At 51.4% G+C, this 25,120-nt stretch carries 19 protein-coding genes and 1 pseudogene; 14 read left to right on the plus strand and 6 right to left on the minus strand.

Features of this window, described 5'->3' with window-relative positions; translation table 11 throughout:
- The first annotated feature begins 70 nt into the window (after positions 1-70).
- The 11 genes from ndk to G8S19_RS06135 all read left to right on the plus strand — a co-directional run bounded on the left by ndk (position 71) and on the right by G8S19_RS06135 (position 12,361).
- Positions 71-502: a nucleoside-diphosphate kinase gene (gene ndk, locus G8S19_RS06085; protein WP_003037710.1), complete on the plus strand. Its 432-nt coding sequence runs from the start codon at positions 71-73 to the stop codon at positions 500-502.
- Between the two features lie 290 nt (positions 503-792).
- Positions 793-1,959 carry a bifunctional tRNA (adenosine(37)-C2)-methyltransferase TrmG/ribosomal RNA large subunit methyltransferase RlmN gene (locus G8S19_RS06090; protein WP_003037713.1) on the plus strand — a complete coding sequence of 389 codons (1,167 nt, stop codon included), beginning with the start codon at positions 793-795 and terminating at the stop codon, positions 1,957-1,959.
- A gap of 284 nt (positions 1,960-2,243) precedes the next feature.
- Positions 2,244-3,221, plus strand: coding sequence for a cytoskeleton protein RodZ (rodZ, locus tag G8S19_RS06095; protein WP_101742002.1), 978 nt, complete (start codon positions 2,244-2,246; stop codon positions 3,219-3,221).
- Between the two features lie 26 nt (positions 3,222-3,247).
- The gene (gene ispG / locus G8S19_RS06100) at positions 3,248-4,366 is read left to right on the plus strand and encodes a flavodoxin-dependent (E)-4-hydroxy-3-methylbut-2-enyl-diphosphate synthase (RefSeq protein ID WP_040233471.1); all 1,119 of its coding nucleotides are present in this window, start codon (positions 3,248-3,250) and stop codon (positions 4,364-4,366) included.
- 110 nt (positions 4,367-4,476) lie between these two features.
- A complete protein-coding gene (hisS, locus tag G8S19_RS06105; RefSeq protein WP_061068334.1) occupies positions 4,477-5,751 on the plus strand; it encodes a histidine--tRNA ligase in 1,275 nt (424 codons plus the stop codon).
- Between the two features lie 13 nt (positions 5,752-5,764).
- Complete coding sequence (locus tag G8S19_RS06110; RefSeq protein ID WP_005120429.1) at positions 5,765-6,385, plus strand: YfgM family protein; 621 nt, start codon at positions 5,765-5,767, stop codon at positions 6,383-6,385.
- A 10-nt stretch (positions 6,386-6,395) separates the two neighbouring features.
- Positions 6,396-7,574 carry an outer membrane protein assembly factor BamB gene (gene bamB / locus G8S19_RS06115; protein WP_048210928.1) on the plus strand — a complete coding sequence of 393 codons (1,179 nt, stop codon included), beginning with the start codon at positions 6,396-6,398 and terminating at the stop codon, positions 7,572-7,574.
- 118 nt (positions 7,575-7,692) lie between these two features.
- On the plus strand, positions 7,693-9,165 hold the full coding sequence (gene der / locus G8S19_RS06120) for a ribosome biogenesis GTPase Der (protein ID WP_048210929.1): 1,473 nt from the start codon (positions 7,693-7,695) through the stop codon (positions 9,163-9,165).
- Between the two features lie 288 nt (positions 9,166-9,453).
- Complete coding sequence (locus G8S19_RS06125; RefSeq protein ID WP_124021375.1) at positions 9,454-10,995, plus strand: peptide MFS transporter; 1,542 nt, start codon at positions 9,454-9,456, stop codon at positions 10,993-10,995.
- Between the two features lie 63 nt (positions 10,996-11,058).
- On the plus strand, positions 11,059-12,093 hold the full coding sequence (locus G8S19_RS06130; RefSeq protein ID WP_121584905.1) for a Gfo/Idh/MocA family oxidoreductase: 1,035 nt from the start codon (positions 11,059-11,061) through the stop codon (positions 12,091-12,093).
- 52 nt (positions 12,094-12,145) lie between these two features.
- A complete protein-coding gene (locus G8S19_RS06135; RefSeq protein ID WP_048210932.1) occupies positions 12,146-12,361 on the plus strand; it encodes a zinc ribbon domain-containing protein in 216 nt (71 codons plus the stop codon).
- On the opposite strand, the gene xseA is transcribed toward G8S19_RS06135, so the two are convergent.
- Positions 12,358-13,731, minus strand: a complete 1,374-nt coding sequence (xseA, locus tag G8S19_RS06140) for an exodeoxyribonuclease VII large subunit (protein WP_253686317.1) — start codon at positions 13,729-13,731, stop codon at positions 12,358-12,360. The genes G8S19_RS06135 and xseA overlap by 4 nt on opposite strands.
- Positions 13,732-13,891: 160 nt before the next feature.
- Here xseA and guaB point away from each other — a divergent pair, with 160 nt between their 5' ends.
- Positions 13,892-15,358: an IMP dehydrogenase gene (guaB, locus tag G8S19_RS06145; RefSeq protein WP_048210934.1), complete on the plus strand. Its 1,467-nt coding sequence runs from the start codon at positions 13,892-13,894 to the stop codon at positions 15,356-15,358.
- 63 nt (positions 15,359-15,421) lie between these two features.
- Complete coding sequence (gene guaA, locus G8S19_RS06150) at positions 15,422-16,999, plus strand: glutamine-hydrolyzing GMP synthase (RefSeq protein WP_199970521.1); 1,578 nt, start codon at positions 15,422-15,424, stop codon at positions 16,997-16,999.
- 943 nt (positions 17,000-17,942) lie between these two features.
- Here guaA and G8S19_RS06155 read toward each other — a convergent pair.
- The 4 genes and pseudogenes from G8S19_RS06155 to G8S19_RS06170 all read right to left on the minus strand — a co-directional run bounded on the left by G8S19_RS06155 (position 17,943) and on the right by G8S19_RS06170 (position 20,962).
- Positions 17,943-19,097 (minus strand): hypothetical protein, encoded by a 1,155-nt coding sequence (locus tag G8S19_RS06155; RefSeq protein WP_061068328.1) that lies wholly within the window; start codon positions 19,095-19,097, stop codon positions 17,943-17,945.
- Positions 19,098-19,130: 33 nt separating this feature from the next.
- Positions 19,131-19,799, minus strand: coding sequence for a hypothetical protein (locus G8S19_RS06160; RefSeq protein ID WP_115601673.1), 669 nt, complete (start codon positions 19,797-19,799; stop codon positions 19,131-19,133).
- A gap of 236 nt (positions 19,800-20,035) precedes the next feature.
- A pseudogene (locus G8S19_RS06165) lies at positions 20,036-20,350 on the minus strand (mechanosensitive ion channel protein MscS); the annotation flags it as partial.
- A 408-nt stretch (positions 20,351-20,758) separates the two neighbouring features.
- Positions 20,759-20,962 (minus strand): YfgG family protein, encoded by a 204-nt coding sequence (locus G8S19_RS06170; RefSeq protein ID WP_071887371.1) that lies wholly within the window; start codon positions 20,960-20,962, stop codon positions 20,759-20,761.
- A gap of 366 nt (positions 20,963-21,328) precedes the next feature.
- On the opposite strand from G8S19_RS06170, the gene G8S19_RS06175 reads away from it, so the two are divergent.
- Positions 21,329-23,599: a sensor domain-containing phosphodiesterase gene (locus tag G8S19_RS06175; protein ID WP_253686319.1), complete on the plus strand. Its 2,271-nt coding sequence runs from the start codon at positions 21,329-21,331 to the stop codon at positions 23,597-23,599.
- On the opposite strand, the gene ppx is transcribed toward G8S19_RS06175, so the two are convergent.
- Positions 23,579-25,120, minus strand: a complete 1,542-nt coding sequence (gene ppx / locus G8S19_RS06180; protein ID WP_048210938.1) for an exopolyphosphatase — start codon at positions 25,118-25,120, stop codon at positions 23,579-23,581. The genes G8S19_RS06175 and ppx overlap by 21 nt on opposite strands.

Here is a 25,120-nt window from a genome sequence, read left to right on the forward strand (position 1 = left end):
CAATTGCCGGGATGCTCTTTATAATCCGCGCCAGGTAAACCACAACAAAACATCTTTTTCAGAGGTAATCATGGCTATTGAACGTACTTTTTCCATCATCAAACCAAACGCGGTGGCAAAAAACGTTATTGGGAGCATCTTTGCGCGCTTTGAAGCTGCAGGGTTCAAAATTGTCGGTACTAAAATGCTGCACCTGACCGTTGAGCAGGCGCGCGGCTTCTACGCCGAGCATGATGGCAAGCCGTTCTTTGACGGTCTGGTTGAATTCATGACCTCTGGTCCGATCGTTGTTTCTGTGCTGGAAAGCGAAAATGCCGTACAGCGCCACCGCGATCTGCTGGGTGCAACCAACCCGGCAAATGCGCTGGCAGGCACGCTGCGCGCAGATTACGCTGACAGTTTTACTGAGAACGGCACCCATGGTTCTGACTCCGTTGAGTCAGCGGCGCGTGAAATCGCCTATTTCTTTGGTGAAGGTGAGGTTTGCCCACGCACTCGCTAATCTCCCGCGTCTTTCACGTTGCAGATGCGTTGGCTGCGTTCGTTTACCTCGGCCACATAGTTTTCTATGCTCCCGGGGGGGCTCGAACTAGCCGCCTTCCTGCGACGCGAAATCCTTTGGAGATGAATTAGCGATTTACATATTATTTTCGCTAATGCTTCGTGCAAACGTGGCATCCCTGCGCCAGACTTTGTACAATGCAACGCCCCGGAAGAGCAGATCGCTTGCCGGGGCGTTTCTTTTTAACCCTCCACGGGCCACAACGTGTAACAACGAGGCCGGAAAAAATTATGTCTGAATTAGTTAACACCTCTGAAGTCGTCATTCCTGCGGTTCCAAATAAAAATGGAAAAATTAACCTGCTGGATCTGAACCGTCAGCAAATGCGCGAATTCTTCAAAGAGATGGGCGAAAAACCGTTTCGTGCCGATCAGGTCATGAAGTGGATGTACCACTATTGCAGCGACAACTTTGATGACATGACTGACATCAATAAGGTGCTGCGTAACAAGCTGAAAGAAGTGGCTGAAATTCGCGCCCCGGAAGTGGTGGAAGAGCAGCGCTCCTCTGACGGTACGATCAAATGGGCCATCGCGGTTGGCGATCAGCGCGTAGAAACCGTGTATATCCCGGAAGACGATCGCGCCACCCTGTGTGTTTCTTCACAGGTCGGTTGCGCATTAGAGTGTAAATTCTGCTCTACGGCGCAGCAGGGCTTTAACCGTAACCTGCGAGTGTCGGAGATCATTGGTCAGGTCTGGCGTGCGGCGAAAATCGTCGGCGCGGTGAAAGCAACGGGCGTGCGTCCTATCACCAACGTGGTGATGATGGGGATGGGCGAGCCGCTGCTAAACCTGACCAACGTCGTTCCGGCGATGGAAATCATGCTGGACGACTTTGGTTTTGGGCTGTCCAAGCGTCGCGTTACGCTGTCCACTTCGGGCGTTGTCCCTGCGCTGGATAAACTGGGCGATATGATCGACGTCGCGCTGGCGATTTCTTTGCATGCGCCAAATGATGAAATTCGTGACGAAATTGTACCGATCAACAAAAAGTACAATATCGAAACGTTCCTCGGGGCTGTGCGCCGTTATCTGGAGAAATCCAATGCGAATCAGGGTCGTGTAACCATTGAATATGTGATGTTAGATCACATCAATGACGGCACTGAACACGCGCATCAGTTGGCCGAGCTGCTGAAAGATACGCCGTGTAAGATCAACCTGATCCCGTGGAACCCGTTCCCGGGCGCGCCGTATGGCCGCAGTTCCAACAGCCGTATCGATCGTTTCTCCAAAGTGTTGATGAGCTATGGTTTCACCACCATCGTGCGTAAAACACGAGGCGATGACATCGATGCAGCCTGCGGTCAGCTGGCGGGCGACGTTATTGACCGTACCAAGCGTACTCTGCGTAAGCGTATGCAGGGTGATGCTATCGACATCAAGACCGTTTGATGTTGGCGCACTACGGTATAATTAATGTACCGTAGTGTAACGTAAACCAGATGAGGTTCTTTGTTGTTGTCGTCAGGTCAATAATAACGGTGCGTTTTTGTCGACTTTAAGGCAGTATGTAACGGCGCAACAAGCGTTTAGCCCTCAGGTTTACGCTGTTTTGTCATTGATGGTCTGACGGTTTTATACTGTCTGACAAAGGTTAACTGACCAGATGTTTCGCGGTGTGGGTGAGCATTGTGGCTCGCCGGCATCAGAACCCAAATATTACGCAGCTGTAGCGAATGAATACTGAAGCCACGCACGACAAAAATGAAGCACTCTCCACCGGCGTTCGTCTGCGCAATGCCCGTGAACAACTCGGATTCAGCCAACAGGTGGTCGCGGAACGACTCTGCCTGAAGGTTTCCACGGTACGCGATATTGAAGAAGATAAGGCACCAGCCGATCTCGCTTCAACATTCCTGCGCGGGTATATCCGTTCTTATGCGCGTCTGGTGCATATTCCTGAAGAAGAACTGTTGCCAGGGCTGGAAAAACAGGCTCCGATTCGTCCTGCCAACGTCGCACCGATGCAAAGTTTTTCGCTCGGTAAGCGTCGTAAGAAACGCGACGGCTGGCTAATGACCTTTACCTGGCTGGTACTGTTTGTCGTTGTCGGACTGACCGGCGCCTGGTGGTGGCAGAATCATAAAGCGCAGCAGGAAGAGATCACCACCATGGCCGATCAATCTTCCGCTGAACTGAATGCCGGTAAAGATAACGCACAGAGTGTGCCGCTGGATACCAGCGCCTCTGCAAGTCAGGACAGTACACCGGCTCCGGATGATGCCGCTCAAACGCCGGATACCGCAGCGACTCCGGCTCCTGGCGCAGATCAAAACGCCGTTGTGGCTCCGTCTCAGGCCAATGTTGATACTGCAGCGACCACACCCACTGCACCGGCGACAGCGGCACCGCTGCCGACTGACCAGGCTGGCGTCACTACACCGGCTGGCGATCCTAACGCGCTGGTGATGAATTTCACCGCTGATTGCTGGCTGGAAGTGACCGACGCAACCGGTAAAAAACTGTTCAGCGGCATGCAGCGTAAAGATGGCAATCTGAATCTGGTCGGTCAGGCGCCATATAAACTGAAAATTGGCGCTCCGGCGGCAGTGCAGATTCAGTTCCAGGGTAAACCTGTCGACCTGAGTCGTTTTATCAGAACTAACCAGGTTGCGCGTCTGACCGTTAATGCCGAACAATCACCGGCTCAGTAACAGACGGCAATGCGGGAGATTTTTTAATGCATAACCAGGCTCCAATTCAACGTAGAAAATCGACACGCATTTACGTTGGGAACGTGCCGATCGGCGATGGCGCGCCCATCGCCGTACAGTCGATGACCAATACGCGTACCACGGATGTGGAAGCGACGGTTAATCAGATTAAAGCGCTGGAACGCGTAGGCGCAGACATTGTTCGTGTCTCTGTACCGACAATGGATGCTGCAGAAGCGTTCAAGCTTATCAAACAGCAGGTTAACGTCCCGCTGGTTGCCGATATTCACTTCGACTATCGTATCGCGCTGAAGGTGGCGGAATACGGCGTTGATTGCCTGCGTATCAACCCAGGTAATATCGGTAATGAAGAGCGTATTCGCATGGTGGTGGACTGCGCTCGTGATAAAAACATTCCTATCCGCATCGGCGTCAACGCCGGATCGCTGGAAAAAGATCTGCAGGAAAAATACGGTGAACCGACGCCGCAAGCGCTGCTGGAGTCCGCAATGCGCCATGTGGATCACCTCGATCGTCTGAACTTCGATCAATTCAAAGTCAGCGTTAAAGCGTCTGATGTTTTCCTTGCCGTAGAATCCTATCGCCTGCTGGCGAAACAGATCGATCAACCTCTGCATCTGGGGATCACCGAAGCCGGTGGCCTGCGTAGCGGCTCGGTAAAATCCGCGATCGGTTTAGGATTGCTGCTGTCTGAAGGGATCGGCGATACGCTGCGCGTATCTCTGGCGGCCGATCCGGTAGAAGAGATCAAAGTTGGCTTCGACATCCTGAAATCGCTGCGCATTCGTGCGCGTGGCATCAACTTTATCGCTTGCCCAACCTGCTCGCGTCAGGAGTTTGACGTTATCGGTACAGTGAACGCGCTGGAGCAACGTCTGGAAGATATTATTACGCCAATGGACGTTTCGATCATCGGTTGTGTGGTAAACGGCCCTGGTGAAGCGCTGGTTTCTACGCTGGGCGTGACGGGCGGTAACAAGAAAAGCGGCCTGTATGAAGACGGCGTGCGTAAGGACCGACTCGATAACGACGATATGATCACGCAGCTCGAAGCCCGTATTCGCGCCAAAGCGAGTATTCTGGACGAAGCGCGACGCATTGACGTGCAGCAGCTTGAAAAATAATAACGTGATGGGAAGCGGCGTGCTTCCCGTGTATGATTGAACCCGCATGGCGCCCGTATTATCCGGGTTAGCGCTGAGGGTTCATTTTTATATCCATAAAGAGAATAAACGTGGCAAAAAACATTCAAGCCATTCGCGGCATGAACGATTATCTGCCTGGCGAAACCGCCATCTGGCAGCGCATTGAAGGCACTCTTAAAAACGTGCTCGGCAGCTACGGTTACAGTGAAATCCGCTTGCCGATTGTAGAGCAGACCCCGTTATTCAAACGCGCGATCGGTGAAGTCACCGACGTCGTTGAAAAAGAGATGTATACCTTTGAGGACCGCAATGGCGATAGCCTGACCCTGCGCCCTGAAGGCACTGCGGGCTGCGTACGCGCCGGCATCGAACATGGTCTCCTGTACAATCAGGAACAGCGTCTGTGGTATATCGGGCCGATGTTCCGCCACGAACGTCCGCAAAAAGGGCGCTATCGTCAATTCCATCAGTTGGGTTGCGAAGTGTTTGGCCTGCAAGGCCCGGACATCGATGCTGAACTCATTCTGCTGACCGCCCGCTGGTGGCGTGCGTTGGGGATTTCTCAGCATGTCAGCCTTGAGCTGAACTCCATTGGGTCGCTTGAAGCCCGTGCGAACTACCGCGATGCGCTGGTCGCTTATCTGGAACAGTATAAAGATAAACTGGACGAAGACTGTAAGCGGCGCATGTACACCAACCCACTGCGCGTGCTCGACTCCAAAAACCCGGAAGTACAGGCGCTGTTGAACGACGCGCCTGCGCTGGGCGACTATCTGGATGACGACTCGCGCGAGCATTTTGCGGGCTTGTGCAAACTGCTGGAGTCCGCAGGTATTGCCTACACCGTCAATCAGCGTCTGGTTCGTGGTCTTGATTACTACAACCGCACCGTATTTGAGTGGGTCACCACCAGCCTGGGCTCACAGGGTACCGTCTGTGCAGGTGGCCGTTATGACGGTCTGGTAGAGCAACTTGGCGGCCGCGCAACGCCGGCCGTAGGCTTTGCCATGGGCCTGGAACGACTTGTTTTGTTAGTTCAGGCAGTTAATCCGGAATTTAACGCCGATCCTGTTGTCGATATATACCTGGTCGCTTCGGGGGCAGACACGCAGTCGGCGGCAATGCGGCTTGCAGAACGTCTGCGCGATGAAGTTCCTGGTGTGAAACTGATGACAAACCACGGCGGCGGCAACTTTAAGAAACAGTTTGCCCGCGCCGATAAGTGGGGCGCCCGCGTTGCACTGGTACTGGGTGAGTCCGAAGTGGCTGACGGTACCGTTGTAGTGAAGGATTTGCGCTCTGGTGAGCAAACGGCAGTAGCGCAGGATAGCGTTGCCACGCATTTGCGCACTCTACTGGGCTAAGGAGAAGGACAGCGTGGAAATTTACGAGAACGAACACGACCAGGTTGATGCGGTAAAACGCTTCTTTGCTGAAAACGGCAAAGCGCTGGTTGTTGGGGTAATTTTAGGGGTTGGCGCGCTGGTTGGCTGGCGTTACTGGACCAGCCATCAGACGGAGTCCGCACGCTCTGCTTCTCTGGCGTATCAAAATACGGTGACTGCGGTTAGCGCAGGTAAGCCTGATAGCATTCCTGCCGCAGAGAAATTTGCCGCAGAGAACAAAAATACTTACGGCGCATTAGCGTCAATGGAACTGGCACAGCAGTTTGTTGACCAAAACGAACTAGAGAAAGCCGCGGCCCAGTTACAACAAGGCCTGGCTGCCACCAGCGATGAGAATCTCAAAGCGGTGCTTAATCTGCGTCTTGCTCGTGTTCAGGTTCAGCTTAAGCAGGCTGATACCGCGCTGAAAACACTCGATACCATTAAAGGTGAAGGGTGGGCGGCAATTGTGGCCGATCTGCGTGGTGAAGCGTTGCTGAGCAAAGGCGACAAACAAGGTGCGCGTAGCGCATGGGAAGCGGGTGTGAAAAGCGATGCCTCTCCTGCTCTGAGCGAAATGATGCAGATGAAAATCAATAATTTGTCCATCTGAGAGGGACCCGATGCAATTGCGTAAATTACTTCTGCCAGGGCTGCTTTCCGTTACCCTATTGAGCGGCTGTTCACTGTTTAGTGGCGAAGAAGATGTCGTTAAGATGTCCCCGTTACCGGTGGTTGAAAACCAGTTTACTCCGTCTACTGCCTGGAGCACTTCTGTAGGCAACGGTATTGGTGATTTCTACTCCAACCTTCATCCTGCACTGGCGGATAACGTGGTCTATGCTGCCTCTCGCGCCGGTGTGGTGAAAGCGCTGAACGCAGACGACGGCAAAGAAGTCTGGTCTGTTAATCTGGGTGAGAAAGACGGCTGGTTCTCCCGTGCATCTGCTCAGCTTTCTGGCGGAGTTACCGTGTCCGGCGGCCATGTTTATATTGGCAGCGAAAAAGCACAGGTTTATGCGCTGAACACCAGCGACGGCACAACCGCATGGCAGACGAAAGTTGCCGGGGAAGCGCTGTCTCGCCCGGTGGTGAGCGATGGCATGGTGTTAATCCACACCAGCAACGGCCAGTTGCAGGCCTTGAACGAAGCTGACGGCGCCATCAAATGGACCGTTAACCTCGATATGCCTTCTCTGTCACTGCGCGGCGAATCTGCTCCAGCGACCGCCTTTGGCGCAGCTATTGTGGGTGGCGATAATGGTCGCGTAAGTGCCGTACTGATGCAGCAGGGCCAGATGATTTGGCAGCAGCGTATCTCTCAGGCCACTGGCCCAACCGAAATCGATCGTCTGAGTGATGTCGATACCACGCCGGTTATCGTCAATGGCGTAGTTTACGCACTGGCTTATAATGGTAACCTGACGGCGCTGGATCTGCGCAGTGGCCAGATCATGTGGAAACGTGAGCTCGGCTCGGTGAATGATTTCATCGTCGATGGTAATCGTATCTATCTGGTTGATCAGAATGACCGTGTGCTGGCGCTGACCACCGACGGCGGCGTGACGCTGTGGACGCAAAGCGATCTGCTGCACCGTCTGCTGACGTCTCCGGCTCTGTATAACGGTAACCTGGTCGTAGGCGATAGCGAAGGCTACCTGCACTGGATTAACGTTGAAGATGGTCGCTTTGTCGCTCAGCAGAAAGTCGATAGCTCAGGTTTCCTGACCGAGCCGGTCGCTGCTGATGGTAAACTGCTGATCCAGGCGAAAGACGGTACGCTGTACTCCATTACGCGTTAATCGTCCTGGCCGCTCGCTTTGAAAAACGGCTCCTGGTGCAGGGGCCGTTTTACTGTTTTTAACAATGGCGCAAAAATAGCGTCCGTTGTCTGATGATTTTTTAAATGAGGCTTTAAACATGGTACCTGTGGTCGCGCTTGTCGGGCGCCCTAACGTTGGCAAATCCACGTTATTTAACCGTCTAACTCGCACCCGAGATGCGCTGGTTGCGGATTTCCCGGGTCTGACTCGTGACCGTAAGTACGGTCGTGCGGAAATTGAAGGCCGCGAGTTTATCTGCATTGATACTGGTGGTATTGATGGCACCGAAGACGGTGTTGAAACCCGTATGGCTGAGCAGTCGTTGCTGGCTATCGAAGAAGCGGACGTTGTGCTGTTTATGGTGGATGCGCGTGCTGGCCTGATGCCGGCAGATGAAGCCATTGCCAAGCATCTGCGTGCGCGCCAGAAACCAACCTTCCTTGTTGCCAACAAAACTGACGGACTCGATCCGGATCAGGCTGTTGTCGATTTCTATTCACTGGGGCTGGGCGAAATTTACCCCATCGCGGCGTCCCATGGTCGCGGCGTCCTCAGCCTGCTGGAGCATGTTCTGCTGCCGTGGATGGATGATATCGCACCGCAGGAAGAAGTGGATGAAGATGCGGAATACTGGGCGAAACTGGAAGCCGAGGAAAACGGCGAAGAAGAGCCTGAAGACGACTTCAATCCGCAGGATCTGCCGATCAAACTGGCGATTGTCGGGCGCCCGAACGTAGGTAAGTCTACACTGACTAACCGTATTCTTGGCGAAGACCGCGTGGTGGTTTACGACATGCCGGGGACCACGCGTGACAGTATTTATATCCCAATGCAGCGTGATGAGCGCGAATATGTGCTGATTGACACTGCGGGGGTACGTAAGCGCGGTAAAATTACCGAAGCGGTAGAAAAATTCTCCGTAATCAAAACGTTGCAGGCAATTGAAGATGCCAACGTGGTGATGCTGGTGATTGACGCTCGCGAAGGGATCTCCGATCAGGACCTCTCGCTGTTGGGCTTTATCCTCAATAGTGGGCGCTCACTTGTTATCGTCGTCAACAAGTGGGATGGCCTGACGCAGGAAGTGAAAGAACAGGTAAAAGAGACACTGGACTTCCGTCTGGGCTTTATCGACTTTGCCCGTGTTCACTTTATCTCCGCGCTGCACGGCAGCGGTGTAGGTAACCTGTTCGAATCCGTGCGCGAAGCGTATGACAGCTCAACCCGTCGCGTCAGCACCGCGATGCTGACTCGCATCATGACCATGGCAGTAGAAGATCATCAGCCGCCGCTGGTGCGTGGTCGCCGTGTGAAGCTTAAGTACGCACACGCCGGTGGTTATAACCCGCCGATTGTGGTGATCCACGGTAACCAGGTGAAAGACCTGCCGGATTCATACAAGCGCTATCTGATGAACTACTTCCGCAAATCACTGGAAGTCATGGGTACACCAATCCGTATTCAGTTCAAGGAAGGGGAAAACCCGTTTGCCAACAAACGTAATACACTGACACCAACGCAGATGCGTAAGCGTAAGCGTTTGATTAAGCACATCAAAAAAAGTAAGTAACCTTGCTGATGGCGATAGAGGCCCGCGTAAATCGCGGGCTTTTTTTCGCCTGTACCTGTCTGTTTGCTGTCAATGACTATTCGCTTTTTACCAAGTTTAAATCTAAGAAAGTAGACAATTGTCGAATTTTCATCTTAAAGTCACCCGGTTGGTACTAGACAAAACTACTGTCAGGTTATCAAATGGTTAAATAACTCTTCGCCGTATGTAAAAAATCGACCAGCTACGTAACTGGCCGGCGTACATCACGGTGTTTACAAGCACACGACATATCTTTTCGGGAGAATTATGCAATCCTCTGTTAATCAAAAAGAAAGCCGAACTTTCTTCGGTCATCCTTATCCGCTCGGCTCATTGTTCTTTACTGAGATGTGGGAGCGTTTTTCGTTTTATGGCATTCGTCCGTTACTGATCCTGTTTATGGCGGCTACCGTTTATGACGGCGGTATGGGGCTGGCGCGTGAAAATGCCTCGGCGATTGTCGGTATCTTTGCCGGTACCATGTATCTTGCTGCGCTGCCAGGTGGCTGGCTGGCGGATAACTGGCTCGGCCAACAAAAGGCGGTATGGTATGGCTCCATCCTGATTGCGCTTGGTCACCTGTCGATTGCGCTCTCGGCCATCATGGGTGACAACCTGTTCTTTATCGGCCTGATGTTTATCGTGCTCGGCTCTGGTCTGTTCAAGACCTGTATCTCGGTGATGGTCGGCACGCTGTATAAAAAAGGCGATGCGCGTCGTGATGGCGGTTTCTCGCTGTTCTATATGGGCATCAACATGGGCTCCTTCATCGCGCCGTTGATCTCCGGGTGGCTGATTAAATCTCATGGCTGGCATTGGGGTTTTGGAATCGGTGGCATCGGGATGTTGGTCGCGTTAATTATCTTCCGCGTATTTGCTGTTCCGGCGATGAAACGCTACGACAGCGAAGTCGGGCTGGACTCTACCTGGAACAGCCCGGTTGTGAAGCGTAACGGTGTGGGCACGTGGCTGCTGGCGCTGGCAGTTGGTGTAGCAATTGTTGTTACCCTGATTGCGCAGGGAGTGATTGTGATTAACCCGGTCGCGGTAGCCAGTGTGCTGGTGTATGTGATTGCGGCATCCGTAGCCCTCTACTTCATCTACCTGTTTGTCTTTGCGGGGCTGAACCGTAAAGAGCGCGCCAGACTGTTGGTCTGCTTTATTCTGCTGGTTTCCGCGGCCTTCTTCTGGTCGGCATTTGAGCAAAAACCAACGTCGTTTAACCTGTTCGCTAACGACTACACTAATCGTATGATCGGCGATTTTGAAATCCCGGCGGTGTGGTTCCAGTCGATCAACGCGCTGTTTATCATCTTGCTGGCACCAGTGTTCAGCTGGGCGTGGCCGAAACTTGCCAGCTTGAACATTCGCCCGAGCAGCATCACCAAGTTCGTTATCGGTATTCTGTGTGCCGCAGCGGGTTTTGGCCTGATGATGCTGGCAGCGCAAAACGTGCTGAATAATGGTGGTGCAGGCGTTTCGCCATTCTGGCTGGTGGGTAGTATTCTGATGCTGACGCTTGGCGAACTGTGTCTGAGCCCGATTGGTCTGGCAACCATGACGCTGCTGGCGCCGGAAAGAATGCGTGGACAGATGATGGGTCTGTGGTTCTGCGCCAGTGCGCTGGGTAACCTGGCCGCGGGTCTGATTGGTGGCCATGTGAAGGCTGACCAACTGGATATGCTGCCGGATCTCTTCGCGCGCTGTTCGATTGCGCTGCTGATCTGCGCTGCAGTACTGATCGTCCTCATTGTTCCGATTCGTCGCATGCTGGAGAATACACAAACTAAACCGGTGACCAGCGCCTGATAACACTTCGATTGTGCCGGGGCAGACGTTGTGTCCCGGCCATTTAATTTTCGAGGTAAGAACATGCTGTTTGGGTTTGTTGGACTTGGCGCAGTCGTTGAAACGGCATACTTGCCTGCATTACGTAACATGTTCGGTGATTCACTACGCTGCGTGGGATTTGACGTTCAACCCACAAAACAGCCAGCAGGCGTGACGCGTTGTACGTCGCTCGAAGAGCTGCTTACTCAGCCTCTTGATACCCTGTTTATCACGACCGCATCCCTACATCACCTTGAGGTGCTTGAACAATCCCTGGCCTCTCCCATTGCACGTATCGTGGTTGAAAAACCTATTGTCGCCACGCTTTCCCAAATTGAAAAACTGAAAATGCTGCTGGTTCAACCCGGCGTTGCTGATCGCGTGCTGGCGCTAGACCACTGGATGGCGCGCATCGAAACGGTGAAACGAGGGTTGGTCAGCACTTTTGCCGAGATTGTGAAAATCGAAGGTTTCTTGCAGGAGCCAAGCGGGTTTAACACCGCAGGGGAGCCGATAGCGCTTAACTTTGCCACCGGTGAACCGGACACGCGTGAACTTCGCCACCCGGATGGCGTGATTCTGGATATCGGTACACACGTGTTAGCAATGCTGCGGGAAACGGTACGGTATCTGGGAGGGAATAATGAGATGGTGCTGCGGTTAGTGAGTGCTAAAGACCGTCTGGGGCGTGATATCCCCCAGAGTGACCTGACCACGGCAGAGGGTGAAGCTCATCTTCAGGGGCAGATTAGCGGCATACCGCTGGATATCTGGCTGAATAAGTACGCGGGTCCAACTGGCGGTCAAAAAGGTTTGCGTCTGTATCTGAGCGATGGTCGTATCATCAGTCATGATCGGCGCGGTACAGAAGATGTACTGGAAGTGATTGACGGTGATGCTGTGCGTCGCTGGAAGCTTCCTGGCACGATTTATGCCCATTGTCTGGCGGAACATATTCTGGGGGCGCAAAGTCTGTTTGAACGCAACCCACAGGAGGTGAGGCGCACAACGCAGCGCAGACTGGAGGAGGTTGAACGATTACTCACCTTGCAGCAACAGCTGCGTGGCCCACACTAAGCGTATCGTGGTAAAATTAGCGCAGAGCTGAACGCCCTTTATAGGAGTTACCATGTCAATGAACTGCCCGGAATGTCACGCAGAACTGGAACAGCAAAACGGTGTGGCGCACTGTGAAAACTGCAAAAAAGTTATTCCGTTAGAAGCGCGCTGTCCGGAGTGCCATCTGCCACTGCAAGTGTTAAAAGCCTGCGGCGCAGTGGATTATTTCTGTCAGAACGGCCATGGCCTTATCTCGAAAAAACGCGTGGAGTTTGCGCCGGTTTAATCCGGCTTTTTTTTACGCGTTTTCTTTGCCGCCGTTACGCCTTTCACTTCGCTCTCTACCCAGCCATCTGACAGTCGGGTGGTGAGCACATCACCGGCCTTCACTTGTTTGGTTTGCTTCAGCACTTTGCCGTCTGTCGCGGTAGTGACGCTATAACCACGTGCCAGCGTTGCCAGTGGGCTGACGGCTTCCAGATGCGTGACCGCATTGCCGAAACGTTCGCGTTGCTCGCTGACGCGCGATCGAATATTGTCCGCCAGTCGGTATTCCAGTTGCTGAATACGTGTTTGCGCGCGGTGAATACGCGGCTGCGGGGTTTGCTGATTTAGACGCTGCAGCATGCGCTGTTGGCGCTGATTTGCCTGTTTAATCTTATTCTCAAGAGTGGCGTTCATTCTCTGACGCAGTCGTTCCAGCACGGTCTGCTGACGGGCCAGACGCAATTGAGGGTGCTGCTGTTGCAAGCGGTGATTAAGCAGGGTAAATCGGCGAGTTCGGTTGGCGAGATAGTAATCCATCGCCATTTCCAGACGTTGCTGACCCTGCTGAATTTGACGCAGCAGTTCAAGCTGGTTGCGGCTGACAATTTCGGCCGCCGCAGATGGCGTTGGCGCGCGCAGATCGCCGACGAAGTCAGCGATGGTCACATCGGTTTCATGGCCGACGGCGCTGACGACTGGAATCCGGCTGGCAAAGATCGCCCGCGCTACCCGTTCGTCGTTAAAGCTCCATAAATCTTCCAGCGAGCCGCCACCACGACCGACAATCAGTACATCACACTCGCCCCGCGCGTTCGCCAGCGCAATGGCGCGCACAATCTGTCCCGGCGCATCGTCGCCCTGGACGGCGGTTGGGTAGATAATCACGGGCAGGGAAGGGTCTCGACGCTTCAGCACGTGGAGAATATCGTGCAGCGCGGCGCCGGTTTTCGAGGTGATGACCCCAACGCAGTGCGCTGGTGAGGGGAGCGGCTGTTTGAACTGTTGGTCAAAGAGGCCTTCGGCCTGGAGCTTCGCCTTCAGTTGCTCGTATTTCTGCTGCAACAACCCTTCGCCGGCTGGCTGCATGCTCTCGACGATTATCTGGTAGTCCCCACGCGGCTCATACAATGTAATGTTGGCGCGTACCAGTACCTGCTGCCCGTGCTGTGGGCGGAACGTTACCCGGCGGTTGCTGTTGCGAAACATCGCGCAGCGAACCTGAGCGGTGTCATCTTTGAGCGTAAAATACCAATGACCCGAGGACGGCTGAGTGAAATTGGAGATTTCACCGCTGATCCACACTTGCCCCATTTCTTGCTCAAGCAGCAAACGAACCGTCTGATTCAGGCGGCTTACGGTAAAAATTGAGGTGGTCTGAGAGGATAACATGTGAGCGGGATCAAATTCTAAATCAGCAGGTTATTCAGTCGAAAGTAACATGCTCACAGAGGAGCGCAAGGTTTTTTTGCAAAAAAGTGTGGATGCAATCGGTTACGCTCTGTATAATGCCGCGGCAATATTTAATAACCTCCCAGGTGAGATATTGCCCATGCTACGTATCGCAAAAGAAGCCCTGACGTTTGACGACGTCCTCCTCGTTCCCGCTCATTCTACCGTTCTGCCGAATACTGCTGATCTTAGCACCCAGTTGACGAAAACCATTCGCCTGAACATTCCTATGCTCTCCGCGGCAATGGACACCGTGACGGAAGCGCGCCTGGCAATTGCCCTGGCCCAGGAAGGCGGCATCGGTTTTATCCACAAAAACATGTCCATCGAGCGCCAGGCCGAAGAAGTTAAACGTGTGAAAAAACACGAATCTGGCGTGGTGACCGACCCGCAGACCGTTCTGCCAACCACCACGCTGCGCGAAGTGAAAGAACTGACCGAGCGTAACGGTTTTGCAGGCTACCCGGTTGTGACTGAAGATAACGAACTGGTCGGCATCATCACCGGTCGTGACGTACGTTTTGTGACCGATCTCAGCCAGCCAGTGAGCGTTTACATGACGCCGAAAGAGCGTCTGGTGACCGTTCGCGAAGGCGAAGCGCGCGATGTCGTGTTTGCCAAAATGCACGAAAAACGCGTTGAGAAAGCGCTGGTTGTTGATGACAGCTTCCACCTGCTCGGCATGATCACGGTTAAAGATTTCCAGAAAGCGGAACGTAAACCTAACGCCTGTAAAGACGAGCATGGTCGTCTGCGCGTTGGCGCTGCTGTCGGTGCGGGTGCAGGTAACGAAGAGCGCGTTGATGCGCTGGTTGCCGCGGGCGTTGACGTACTGCTGATTGACTCCTCTCACGGTCACTCTGAAGGCGTACTGCAGCGTATTCGTGAAACTCGCGCTAAATATCCTGATCTGCAGATAATCGGTGGTAACGTGGCAACTGGCGCTGGTGCTCGCGCACTGGCGGAAGCCGGCTGCAGCGCGGTGAAAGTCGGTATCGGCCCAGGCTCCATCTGTACTACCCGTATCGTTACCGGCGTAGGTGTACCGCAGATCACCGCTGTTTCTGACGCGGTTGCAGCGCTGGAAGGCACCGGTATTCCGGTTATCGCCGATGGTGGTATTCGTTTCTCCGGCGACATCGCGAAAGCGATTGCTGCAGGTGCTGCTGCAGTCATGGTTGGCTCCATGCTGGCGGGTACCGAAGAATCCCCGGGTGAAATCGAACTGTACCAGGGCCGTTCTTACAAATCATACCGCGGTATGGGCTCTCTGGGCGCGATGTCCAAAGGCTCCTCCGACCGTTACTTCCAGAGCGATAACGCCGCCGACAAACTGGTCCCGGAAGGTATCGAAGGCCGCGTAGCGTATAAAGGTCGCCTGAAAGAGATCATTCACCAGCAGATGGGCGGGCTGCGCTCCTGTATGGGGCTGACCGGCTGTGGTACTATCGACGCGCTGCGTACTCAGGCTGAATTTGTCCGTATCAGCGGTGCGGGTATTCAGGAAAGTCACGTTCACGATGTGACCATCACCAAAGAGTCCCCTAACTACCGCATGGGCTCCTGATAAGTTTCCGCGCCCGGCTCTGTGCCGGGCGAATTTGTTTCACTTGCCTCGGAATTAGCGTCAATGACAGACAATATTCATAAACATCGCATTCTCATCCTCGATTTCGGATCGCAGTACACTCAGCTGGTCGCACGCCGCGTACGTGAGCTGGGCGTCTACTGTGAACTGTGGGCATGGGATGTTACGGAAGCACAAATTCGCGAATTCAACCCAAGCGGTATTATTCTTTCCGGTGGTCCGGAAAGTACCACCGAAGCAAACAGCCCGCGTGCGCCAGAGTACGTGTTCAATGCCGGCGTGCCGGTGTTCGGCGTTTGCTACGGCATGCAGACCATGGCAATGCAGCTCGGTGGCCATGTTGAAGGGTCTAACGAACGTGAATTCGGCTATGCGCAGGTAGAGGTTCAGACTGACAGCGCGCTTGTCCGCGGTATTGAAGACTCCCTGACCGCCGACGGCAAACCTCTGCTGGACGTATGGATGAGTCACGGCGATAAAGTGACTGCCATTCCGGAAGGTTTCGTGACTGTTGCCAGCACTGACAGCTGCCCGTTTGCTATCATGGCGCACGAAGAAAAACGCTTCTACGGCGTGCAGTTCCACCCGGAAGTTACCCACACCCGTCAGGGCATGCGCATGCTGGAGCGTTTTGTGCGCGACATCTGCCAGTGTGAAGCGCTTTGGACGCCGGCAAAAATTATCGATGACGCCGTTGCCCGCATTCGTGAGCAGGTTGGCAATGATAAAGTTATCCTCGGTCTGTCCGGTGGCGTTGACTCCTCTGTGACTGCGATGCTGCTGCACCGTGCAATCGGAAAAAACCTGACCTGCGTGTTCGTCGACAACGGTCTGCTGCGCCTGAACGAAGCCCAGCAGGTAATGGATATGTTTGGTGACCATTTCGGCCTGAACATCGTTCACGTTGAAGGCGAACAGCGTTTCCTCGACGCGCTGAAAGGCGAGAACGATCCTGAAGCGAAACGTAAGATCATCGGCCGCGTATTCGTTGAAGTGTTCGATGAAGAAGCACTGAAACTGGAAGACGTTAAATGGCTGGCGCAGGGTACTATCTATCCGGACGTGATTGAATCCGCGGCTTCCGCCACCGGTAAAGCGCACGTTATCAAATCTCACCACAACGTGGGCGGCCTGCCGAAAGAGATGAAGATGGGTCTGGTTGAACCGCTGCGCGAGCTGTTCAAGGACGAAGTGCGTAAGATTGGTCTGGAGCTGGGCCTGCCGTACGACATGCTGTTCCGTCACCCGTTCCCGGGGCCGGGTCTGGGTGTTCGCGTACTGGGCGAAGTGAAGAAAGAGTACTGCGACCTGCTGCGTCGCGCGGATGCTATCTTCATCGAAGAACTGCACAAAGCCGACCTGTACAACAAAGTCAGCCAGGCGTTCACTGTGTTCCTGCCGGTACGTTCCGTTGGCGTCATGGGCGATGGCCGTAAGTACGACTGGGTTGTTTCCCTGCGAGCAGTAGAAACCATCGACTTTATGACCGCACATTGGGCGCACCTGCCGTATGACTTCTTAGGCCGCGTTTCCAACCGCATCATCAACGAAGTTAACGGTATCTCCCGCGTGGTGTATGACATCAGCGGTAAGCCGCCGGCTACCATTGAGTGGGAATAAGCCGATAACCCTTTCTGAGTTTTCATGAACAGGTAAAAATGCAATCAACCCTCTGTTTTTACAGAGGGTTTTTATTTATGTGTATTCATGAATTTTCTATGTGGCCGTATCGCCCACCGGACCTCGCTTGCTGCGAAGAAACGTGATGGTAAAATCTGATCAGAAATGCGGAAACTTTCACAAATTTTAGCTCAATGATATGCGACGAACGGTCTGCATTTTATTGCATGAGGCTGGGGATCCATCAGGCTGGGCAGAAAAGTGCCTCGCGCATGAGCAAAAAGGGTTAAGGGAATCTTGTTGAAATGTTTGCGCTTTCTGTTTCATCAACGCCTAAGTTTAAGCTGAGGTAGCCAAAATTCAGGAGGTATGAGTTGGCATTCCCAATGCTTCCCATTCTGCCCCTCTGTTAGTGCGTAGTGCCCATGTTCTTGGGAAAGATAAAGTTTTATTGATAGCCGTTCGTGCAGCATCCCAAGTCGAGTCATAAAGAAAATCATTTAATAATAATGAATATCCATATTGATTACTTCTGGGAGTCCATGCTCTGCTTATTATTTGAACAAGGTCTTGCGCTCCAAATATTGCATATGAATCCGATGTTGAACTATCTTTTGCTGAAATCCACAATAGTCTTTCGCCGGGAAACAATGTTTCTCTTCAGTTAATAAAACCATTTTGGGCAAAATATTCACGGTTAAGGAATGGGATAGGATTAAAAGTTGAATAAGGATCGTTATTACTAAAACTGGATATATTCTTGCAGAATTTATAGCGTATGTTTCAAGTTGATCGCCATTAGAATGGGATTGCCAAATATCAATAATTTGTGGATATCACCGCCAGCACACCTTCATCCTCTTGGTTGGCGAGATGCCGCTGCTCCAGCCGCGACATCTCGTATTGTATAGCCAATTCTTGACGTTTAGTTAGCGTCGGTATGCTAACGCAAAAAGCGACCTCTCAGCACCTTATTATCCACAATCTCTAACAATACCTGCGGTGATTGGGCTGCCTGGATGCGTTCGCCGAGTTGTGTAAGTAAAACGTTATCAGTATTAAGTAGGCTATCCGTTTGATTTAGCTTGCGTTCTACCTGTAAGGCATTTGCCTGGGTGCTGCTTGTTCGTTCAAATAATGGCTTCATCTTGCTTAGATGATGGGCGACTTTACGTTTTATTTTTTCCCATTGCTGAAATATGCCGTTGCTGGCATTCAGTTCTTTTAAATATAATTCGCTTGTCAGGACAAACTCTTGGTTGCCGTCATGCTTGATGAACAGGATGAGATTAGCAACTAACAAACATTGCATACCCGTCAGATACTCACGCTGCAACCGTTCAACATTGCTGATTTTCAGTTTGAGCGCTTCCCGGAGATCGTCAGATCCAAACCAACTGGTCGGTTCAAATTGTTCAATTTCTCGATATGCCTGAGTGATATCCTTTTCAAGATGCTTAACCTGCGAGCGCACTTCCTGCGCGCTTTTGGCGAGGTTCAGTAGTGACTCTTTGGTGATAATTTCATTACGGCTCAGTAATAAACCAATAATATTGAGATGTTCATGGAAAGTCTGGATATTCGCGAGGCGCGATTGTTCAAGATGGCCTTTAATCGAATCGATCTTTTGTTCGATGATCCGCAGTCTCTCATTAATATCGGCAAGATGTTTTTGGGCCAGAAGTTGTGACGCGATATTAAAAACCAGGCTGGCATTGACCAGCGACTTCAGATTTTCAGCTTCGTGAAATCGGGCTTGTGCGCCAATTTTGTTGGTGTCTGGATTAAGTACCGCACCGATTGCTCCGCTGCCATCTTTCGCCTGTACCAGTTGGCTGTATTCGAAAGAACAGGTCATTAATTGTGTCGCGTTACCTGCAATGGCAGTGGCGACGGTGGGGACGCTACTGAGCCAGTGATTAAAGAGTGAAATGCTGCTGGGATCCAGTTCCGTCTGTGAGTCCTGTTGCGCAAGATCTTGCCAGTATCCAGGCTGGCTGTGTATTTTCACCAGGGCATTATTTTGCGCGTCGACGATGTCCACTTCGAAGGCCGCTTCTTGCTCAGGTATCTGATTGTTATTCGCTAAAGTTGACATAGGGTGAATTCTGCTCGATTAGTTACGGTATTTTTACTGCGCTATTTTGGGCGAGTGAAGCATGTTGAGCATCGCGATATGAGCAATGAACGGAATTGTCACCCGGTATGCCTCCCCAAGCGTTTGGTTAGCAAGGCTGACCGTACTGACGATAGCAGTGACGGGATGTAAGCGGAGCGCGGTAAATGCCGCTACGCTTGCCGCAGCTGACAGGCCGATAACAACCCCTTTATCGTTTATGCGCAGATTATCCTGCATCTTGAAAAAACCGGAGATAACTTTCGTTTCTGTGCAGCGCTCCCAACGTTCATGATCGGCTAATGACTGCCAGTCATCACCAAACAAACTTAGGACGATTTCCCGTTCTTTTGTGGCGTTATTTTTTTTCTTGCTGTCTTTGCCATTGAGCTTTTTATGAACATCGGTTAATAACTCAGAATAAGGCAATGGCTCACTGCGGAAAATATTAACGAGCGAGTGTCCGCCATATTCCTGCAATTCATGTAGCAGATGCCGCAGCCCACGCTCGCTGTAGTCCCGTTCTGCCTTCTCTTCGAGTAGTAAGTCCTTAACGGACGATGATAATGCTACCCGGCCTTTACCGTTGTCTGTCAGTACGTCGACCAGATAGTCAATGTGATTGAGGGAGGTTTTTTTCAGTAACGACAGGATATGTGGGTCACATTTGACCGGTTGTTCCATTTTTATGGATTCCTTCATCATGAATAAAGCATAGAAAACGATAGAGAGTATTGTACAGATATGTTGGGGAGGGGAGGAGGTTGTTTTTTGTAGCCTGTAATGTGAGACATGGAAACATGTAACGATGATGATATTTACGGTTTCTTTTTTAGCATTTAATTTTTAAATTTTATCTAAGGATGGGTGTTTAAGCGATTAGTCAACGCTAATGCGGCCCAGCAGAGGGAATAAATATTTTAATCGACAATCTGCAGGTGAGGCTGTGATTGTGATGGGGCGTTTTGAGCACGGCTATCCATCTGCGGATAGGGCAAGTCGATATGGTTGGCATCCATCGCTTCTTTGATGTTTTCCAGCAGATCGTAATAGGTATTCCAGTATTCGCCGTTACGCACCCAAACGCGAACATAGAAGTTAAGCGATGAGGCGGCAAGTTCGCCCAGATGCACGGTCACACCGCGACTCCGATCAACGCGTTCATCCTGCTCGATGATATGCGTAATGACGCGTTTCACTTCCGCAATCCGACGCTGGTAGCCTATGCCAATGATGGCGATAATGAATTTTTGGGAAAAAATGAAAAACAACTCATAGTATTATCCTGTTTGTGTTCAAAAATGGTAACGATTCAAATAAATATTTAATTTTCATGCAAAACATTGATGTATACGTCAGTGATATATGCTGGCGATATTAATTAGCGTCTGTTTGAACTGTATTTGTCTTTTTTATGCCCAGTAAACAAGAACGTAAAAATGAGCGCGAATGGTGAGGTGAAGTGGGATTAAAAGATTGTGCATTTGTGCGAAAAACACGGTCTTTTATCCGATAACTTAGTGCGTGTGGTGGGTAAGACAGCGTATTGTTTCATCGCTCAAATCCCTTACCGGATGGTTAAATGTCAGGCGATTAGCCATCCGGTAAGGAATCTTAAGACAGGGGATCACAGATACGAGCGTTCAGCGTTCGTCAGTTTGAGCAGGAGAAGTCTGTTGCGGCAAGGTGGTCTGCTGGGATTCTTTCTTGTCCTGGTGGTGGTGCCACGCACCGATAGCAGAGTAGACGAAGCGTCCGAAGAAGAAGATGAAGCTGATAAGCAGTACGATCCGGATCATGCGACTGTTAAATCGGTGTCGTTTGCGTAGGCTGGTAACCTGGCTCACAAAAGGTTCCTTAAAGTGTACCCAACCAGTGGGCGATACTTACATTAAGGCACACTAAGAGGGAATGGTCAATTCTTCGTTATGTAAAATTGCATCAACGGTTTTATCCACTTATGTTATGGAAACTAATATTATTATTTGCATTAATAATGAATAAACGATCATAAATAAAGAAAAAGGTAATAATTGATTAATGGGGGATATTTTTTTTGACATATATCAAACCCCGTCGGTTATCCGTAACTAAAATTGATGAGTCATTGTGATGTGTATTACATCATAGTTTTAAAGTCAGGTGGGATGCCTGTCTGAATGCCCTTCACAGAAAATACCCCTACATGATGTGAGGGATTCTACTGAGCATCTATGAAACTCAATAAAAACTATATAAATATTAGAGATAAATGGTGGGCGCTGCCCCTCATCTTACCATCTTTACTGTTGCCGTTATTGAGCACTGCCAATACCTACGCACATATTAGTACCGGTACAGTCATCCTTTTTTACCTGCCTTTAGCGCTGATGATTAGCTTGATGTTGTTTTTTAGTTGGGCGGCACTGCCAGGAATAATCATTGCTATCAGTTGGTACAAATATCCGCAGGTTGGGTTATTTGAAACGCTGTCAATTATTACGCACTTTATAGTTACAGTGGTGCTTAGTTGGGGCGGATATAAAGTTTTTGCTCCCCGGAGAAACAACGTGGCGCACGGCGACTCCCATCTGATGTTTCAGCGAATATTTTGGCAGGTTTTCTGTCCGGCAACGCTATTCCTGATTCTCTTCCAGTTCGCTGCGTTTGTTGGTGTATACGAGAGCAAATCAGGTATGGTGGGCGTTATGCCCTTTAATACCGGAACGTTGATCAACTACCAGGCTATGCTGGTAGGGAACCTTGTTGGTATACCTCTATGCTATTTTATCATCCGAACCATTCGAAACCCGCTGCATATACGGGGCTATTATTCGCAATTAAAGCAGCAATTTGACACCAAAGTAACGCGAACAGAGTTTGCTGTCTGGTTGATAATATTGACTTTATTGATGGCTCTGTTGTGTATGCCGTTAAATGAACAGAGTTCGATATTCAGCACAAATTATACCTTGTCTCTGTTACTGCCCGTCATGTTATGGGGCGCAATGCGTTACGGTTACCGATTTATTTCAATGATATGGACAGTCGTGTTGATAACTGCCATTCATTATTATCAGCGCTATATGCCCTGGTATTCGGGTTACGATACACAACTTGCAATTACCTCTTCGAGTTACCTCGTTTTTTCTTTCATCGTAAATTACATTGCCGTGCTGGCAACGCGTCAGCGATTTGTCACCCGACGCACACATCGTCTGGCATATTTTGATCCGATGGTGCATTTGCCAAACCTGCGGGCATTGAACCGAACGCTGAAAAAAGCGCCATGGTCAGTGCTTTGTTTTCTGCGTATACCGGGCATGGAACTGTTGGTGAAAAACTACGGTATTATGTTGCGTATCCAGTACAAGCAAAAACTCTCACATTGGATAGCGCCGTTGCTGGAACAAGACGAATATGTTTTTCAATTATCCGGTAATGATTTAATACTGCGTTTTAATACTGAGTCACATCAGCAGCGTATTGAAGCGCTGGACAAACATATCAGGCAATTCCGTTTTGTCTGGGATGGCATGCCCCTGCAACCGCAGGTTGGGATCAGTTTTTGCTATGTTCGCTCACCCGTTAACCACATTTATCTGTTACTGGGGGAGTTAAGCACCATCGCCGAGCTCTCGCTGGCAACCAATATGCCGGAGAGTTTGCAGCGACGTGGCGTAATGCACCTGCAGCGGGATCTGAAAGATAAAGTGGCAATGATGAATCGTTTGCAGCAGGCACTGGAGCATGATCGCTTCTTCCTGATGGCACAGCCGATTTCTGGCGTACGCGGCGATATTTATCATGAAATCCTGCTGCGTCTTCAGGGCGATGAAGGTGAAACGATTGCTCCTGATAATTTCTTACCGGTAGCCCATGAGTTTGGCTTGTCATCCAGCATTGATCTGTGGGTCATTGAAAATACGCTGAAATTTATGGCGCAGAATCGGGAGAAAATGCCCGCTCATCGGTTTGCCATTAACTTGTCACCCACGTCGATATGTCGCGCCCGACTTCCGCATGACATCAACCAGCTACTGGTTAAGTACAAGGTTGAAGCGTGGCAGTTGATTTTTGAAGTCACGGAAAGCAACGCTTTAACCAATGCGGAACAGGCACAGGCAACGTTACTGCAGCTGCAATCATTGGGCTGTCAGATTGCAATCGATGATTTTGGTACCGGCTATGCCAGCTATGCGCGGTTGAAAAATGTGAGTGCCGACATCCTGAAGATTGACGGAAGCTTTATCCGTAACATTGTCTCAAATAGTCTCGACTACCAAATCGTGGCCTCGATTTGTCACCTGGCGCGGATGAAAAAAATGTTGGTGGTCGCGGAGTATGTTGAAAGCGAAGAAATACGCAGTGCGGTGATTTCTCTGGGGATTGATTATTTGCAGGGCTATCTGATTGGTGAGCCTCGACCGCTGCATAAAACTCTGGAAGAACAGGTGCCAGTCACGCTGGCACCTGTCGATCACTCACGCAGCGATATCGGGTGAGTTTTCTTCCTCAATTTTAAGGCACCAGCCTGTGACGGCTTCCCAGTATTGCTGCTCTTTTTCCAGATCGAGCAGCACCAGCGCGTTCTGGCTAAACCAGTCGTGCGGGAAGCGTAGCGTCCAGTGGTTATCGTCGGTAATCAACGTGAGCGTCGGCGGCGTAGTGGTTGCCTGGCGCTGGTTGTTGAGCAATACCCCAAGTCGCAACAGCTGAATTAGCGGCAGGAACTGCTTTTTCTTGAACAGCGTAAAGCGGGGTAAATCATCCAGCTTAACCGCTTTACGATGATAGCGAACCAGGGTTGCCATCATCAGCTGTTGCTCCTGGTTGAAACCTGGCAGGTCGCTGTTTTGCAGAATATAAGCCGAGTGGCGATGCAGTCCGCTGTGGTTGATGTTCAGCCCAACCTCATGCAGCATCGCTGCCCAGCGCAGTAACGCTTCCAGTTGAGGATTGGCCAGTTTGGGCTGTTGTGTATGCCACTGGTCGTACATTTGCATGGTCGTTTCCAGCACACGCCGGGCCTGTTCGCTGTCGATGTTGTACTGGTTTGCCAGGCTGCTGGCGGTACGACTACGAACGTCCTGGTGGCGAAAACGGCCTTCCATCTCATACAGTACACCTTCACGCAGCGCGCCATCGGAAAGCCGGAGTTCACGAATAGCGAGGGCATCAAAAACACCGCACAGTATTGCCAGACCGGGAACAAAAACCGCCTTTCGTTCTTCTGACAGCCCCGGCATGCTGAGTGCCTCAAATGACGTATGCTTCAGGACTTCTGTTGTCAGCTTGTCCAGACGTTCAGGGGTGATAAAACCATCTTTCTCACCCATTTCCAGCAGCACTTCATGGGCTGCTTTGATGGTGCCTGAAGCTCCCAGTGCAACGTTCCAGCCCTGGATTCGAAATTGCCAGGTGAGCGTTTCCAGTTTTTGCGCTGCCGCCATACGGGCGCGCTGGAAGTTTTCCCGGCTGATCGCACCACCCGGAAAGTACATCTGGGCAAAACTGACGCAACCCATACGGCGACTTTCGACCAGTTTAGGCTCGAAATCTTCGCCGATCACCAGTTCTGTTGAGCCGCCGCCGATATCGATAACCAGCTTGCGACCTTTTTCCGGCTGGGTGTGCTCCACGCCCATAAAAATCAGTCGGGCTTCTTCGTTACCGGAAATAATCTCAATCGGGTAGGGGATGACTTTTTCCGCTCGCTTGAGAAAATCTGGCGCATTCAGCGCCTGACGCAAAGTATGGGTTCCCACGATGCATACGCTTGACGGGGGAAAGCCCTGCAGGCGTTCGGCGAACAGCGACAGGCAGCTTAATCCGCGTTCCATCGCTTCTTCGCTTAGCTTGTTATCCGCGCCAAGGCCGTCCGCCAGATGTACGCGTTGTTTCAGTCGCCCGATAATTTGCATTGCGCCATCAACCACGCGGGCAATGACCATATGGAAACTGTTTGAACCAAGGTCGACCGCAGCAAATTCCTGCGGTCGTGGAGACTTGTCGTGTATTGGCAT

This window comes from Citrobacter sp. SX206 (assembly GCF_024181025.1).
Taxonomy (GTDB): Bacteria; Pseudomonadota; Gammaproteobacteria; order Enterobacterales; family Enterobacteriaceae; genus Citrobacter; species Citrobacter youngae.

Bases quoted from the DNA above. Each gene is read 5' to 3' on its own strand.
- ndk (WP_003037710.1), top strand. From the start codon at position 71: ATGGCTATTGAACGTACTTTTTCCATCATCAAACCAAACGCGGTGGCA.
- G8S19_RS06090 (WP_003037713.1), top strand. From the start codon at position 793: ATGTCTGAATTAGTTAACACCTCTGAAGTCGTCATTCCTGCGGTTCCA.
- rodZ (WP_101742002.1), top strand. From the start codon at position 2,244: ATGAATACTGAAGCCACGCACGACAAAAATGAAGCACTCTCCACCGGC.
- ispG (WP_040233471.1), top strand. From the start codon at position 3,248: ATGCATAACCAGGCTCCAATTCAACGTAGAAAATCGACACGCATTTAC.
- bamB (WP_048210928.1), top strand. From the start codon at position 6,396: ATGCAATTGCGTAAATTACTTCTGCCAGGGCTGCTTTCCGTTACCCTA.
- der (WP_048210929.1), top strand. From the start codon at position 7,693: ATGGTACCTGTGGTCGCGCTTGTCGGGCGCCCTAACGTTGGCAAATCC.
- G8S19_RS06125 (WP_124021375.1), top strand. From the start codon at position 9,454: ATGCAATCCTCTGTTAATCAAAAAGAAAGCCGAACTTTCTTCGGTCAT.
- G8S19_RS06130 (WP_121584905.1), top strand. From the start codon at position 11,059: ATGCTGTTTGGGTTTGTTGGACTTGGCGCAGTCGTTGAAACGGCATAC.
- G8S19_RS06135 (WP_048210932.1), top strand. From the start codon at position 12,146: ATGTCAATGAACTGCCCGGAATGTCACGCAGAACTGGAACAGCAAAAC.
- xseA (WP_253686317.1), bottom strand. From the start codon at position 13,731: ATGTTATCCTCTCAGACCACCTCAATTTTTACCGTAAGCCGCCTGAAT.
- guaB (WP_048210934.1), top strand. From the start codon at position 13,892: ATGCTACGTATCGCAAAAGAAGCCCTGACGTTTGACGACGTCCTCCTC.
- guaA (WP_199970521.1), top strand. From the start codon at position 15,422: ATGACAGACAATATTCATAAACATCGCATTCTCATCCTCGATTTCGGA.
- G8S19_RS06155 (WP_061068328.1), bottom strand. From the start codon at position 19,097: ATGTCAACTTTAGCGAATAACAATCAGATACCTGAGCAAGAAGCGGCC.
- G8S19_RS06160 (WP_115601673.1), bottom strand. From the start codon at position 19,799: ATGGAACAACCGGTCAAATGTGACCCACATATCCTGTCGTTACTGAAA.
- G8S19_RS06175 (WP_253686319.1), top strand. From the start codon at position 21,329: ATGAAACTCAATAAAAACTATATAAATATTAGAGATAAATGGTGGGCG.
- ppx (WP_048210938.1), bottom strand. From the start codon at position 25,120: ATGCCAATACACGACAAGTCTCCACGACCGCAGGAATTTGCTGCGGTC.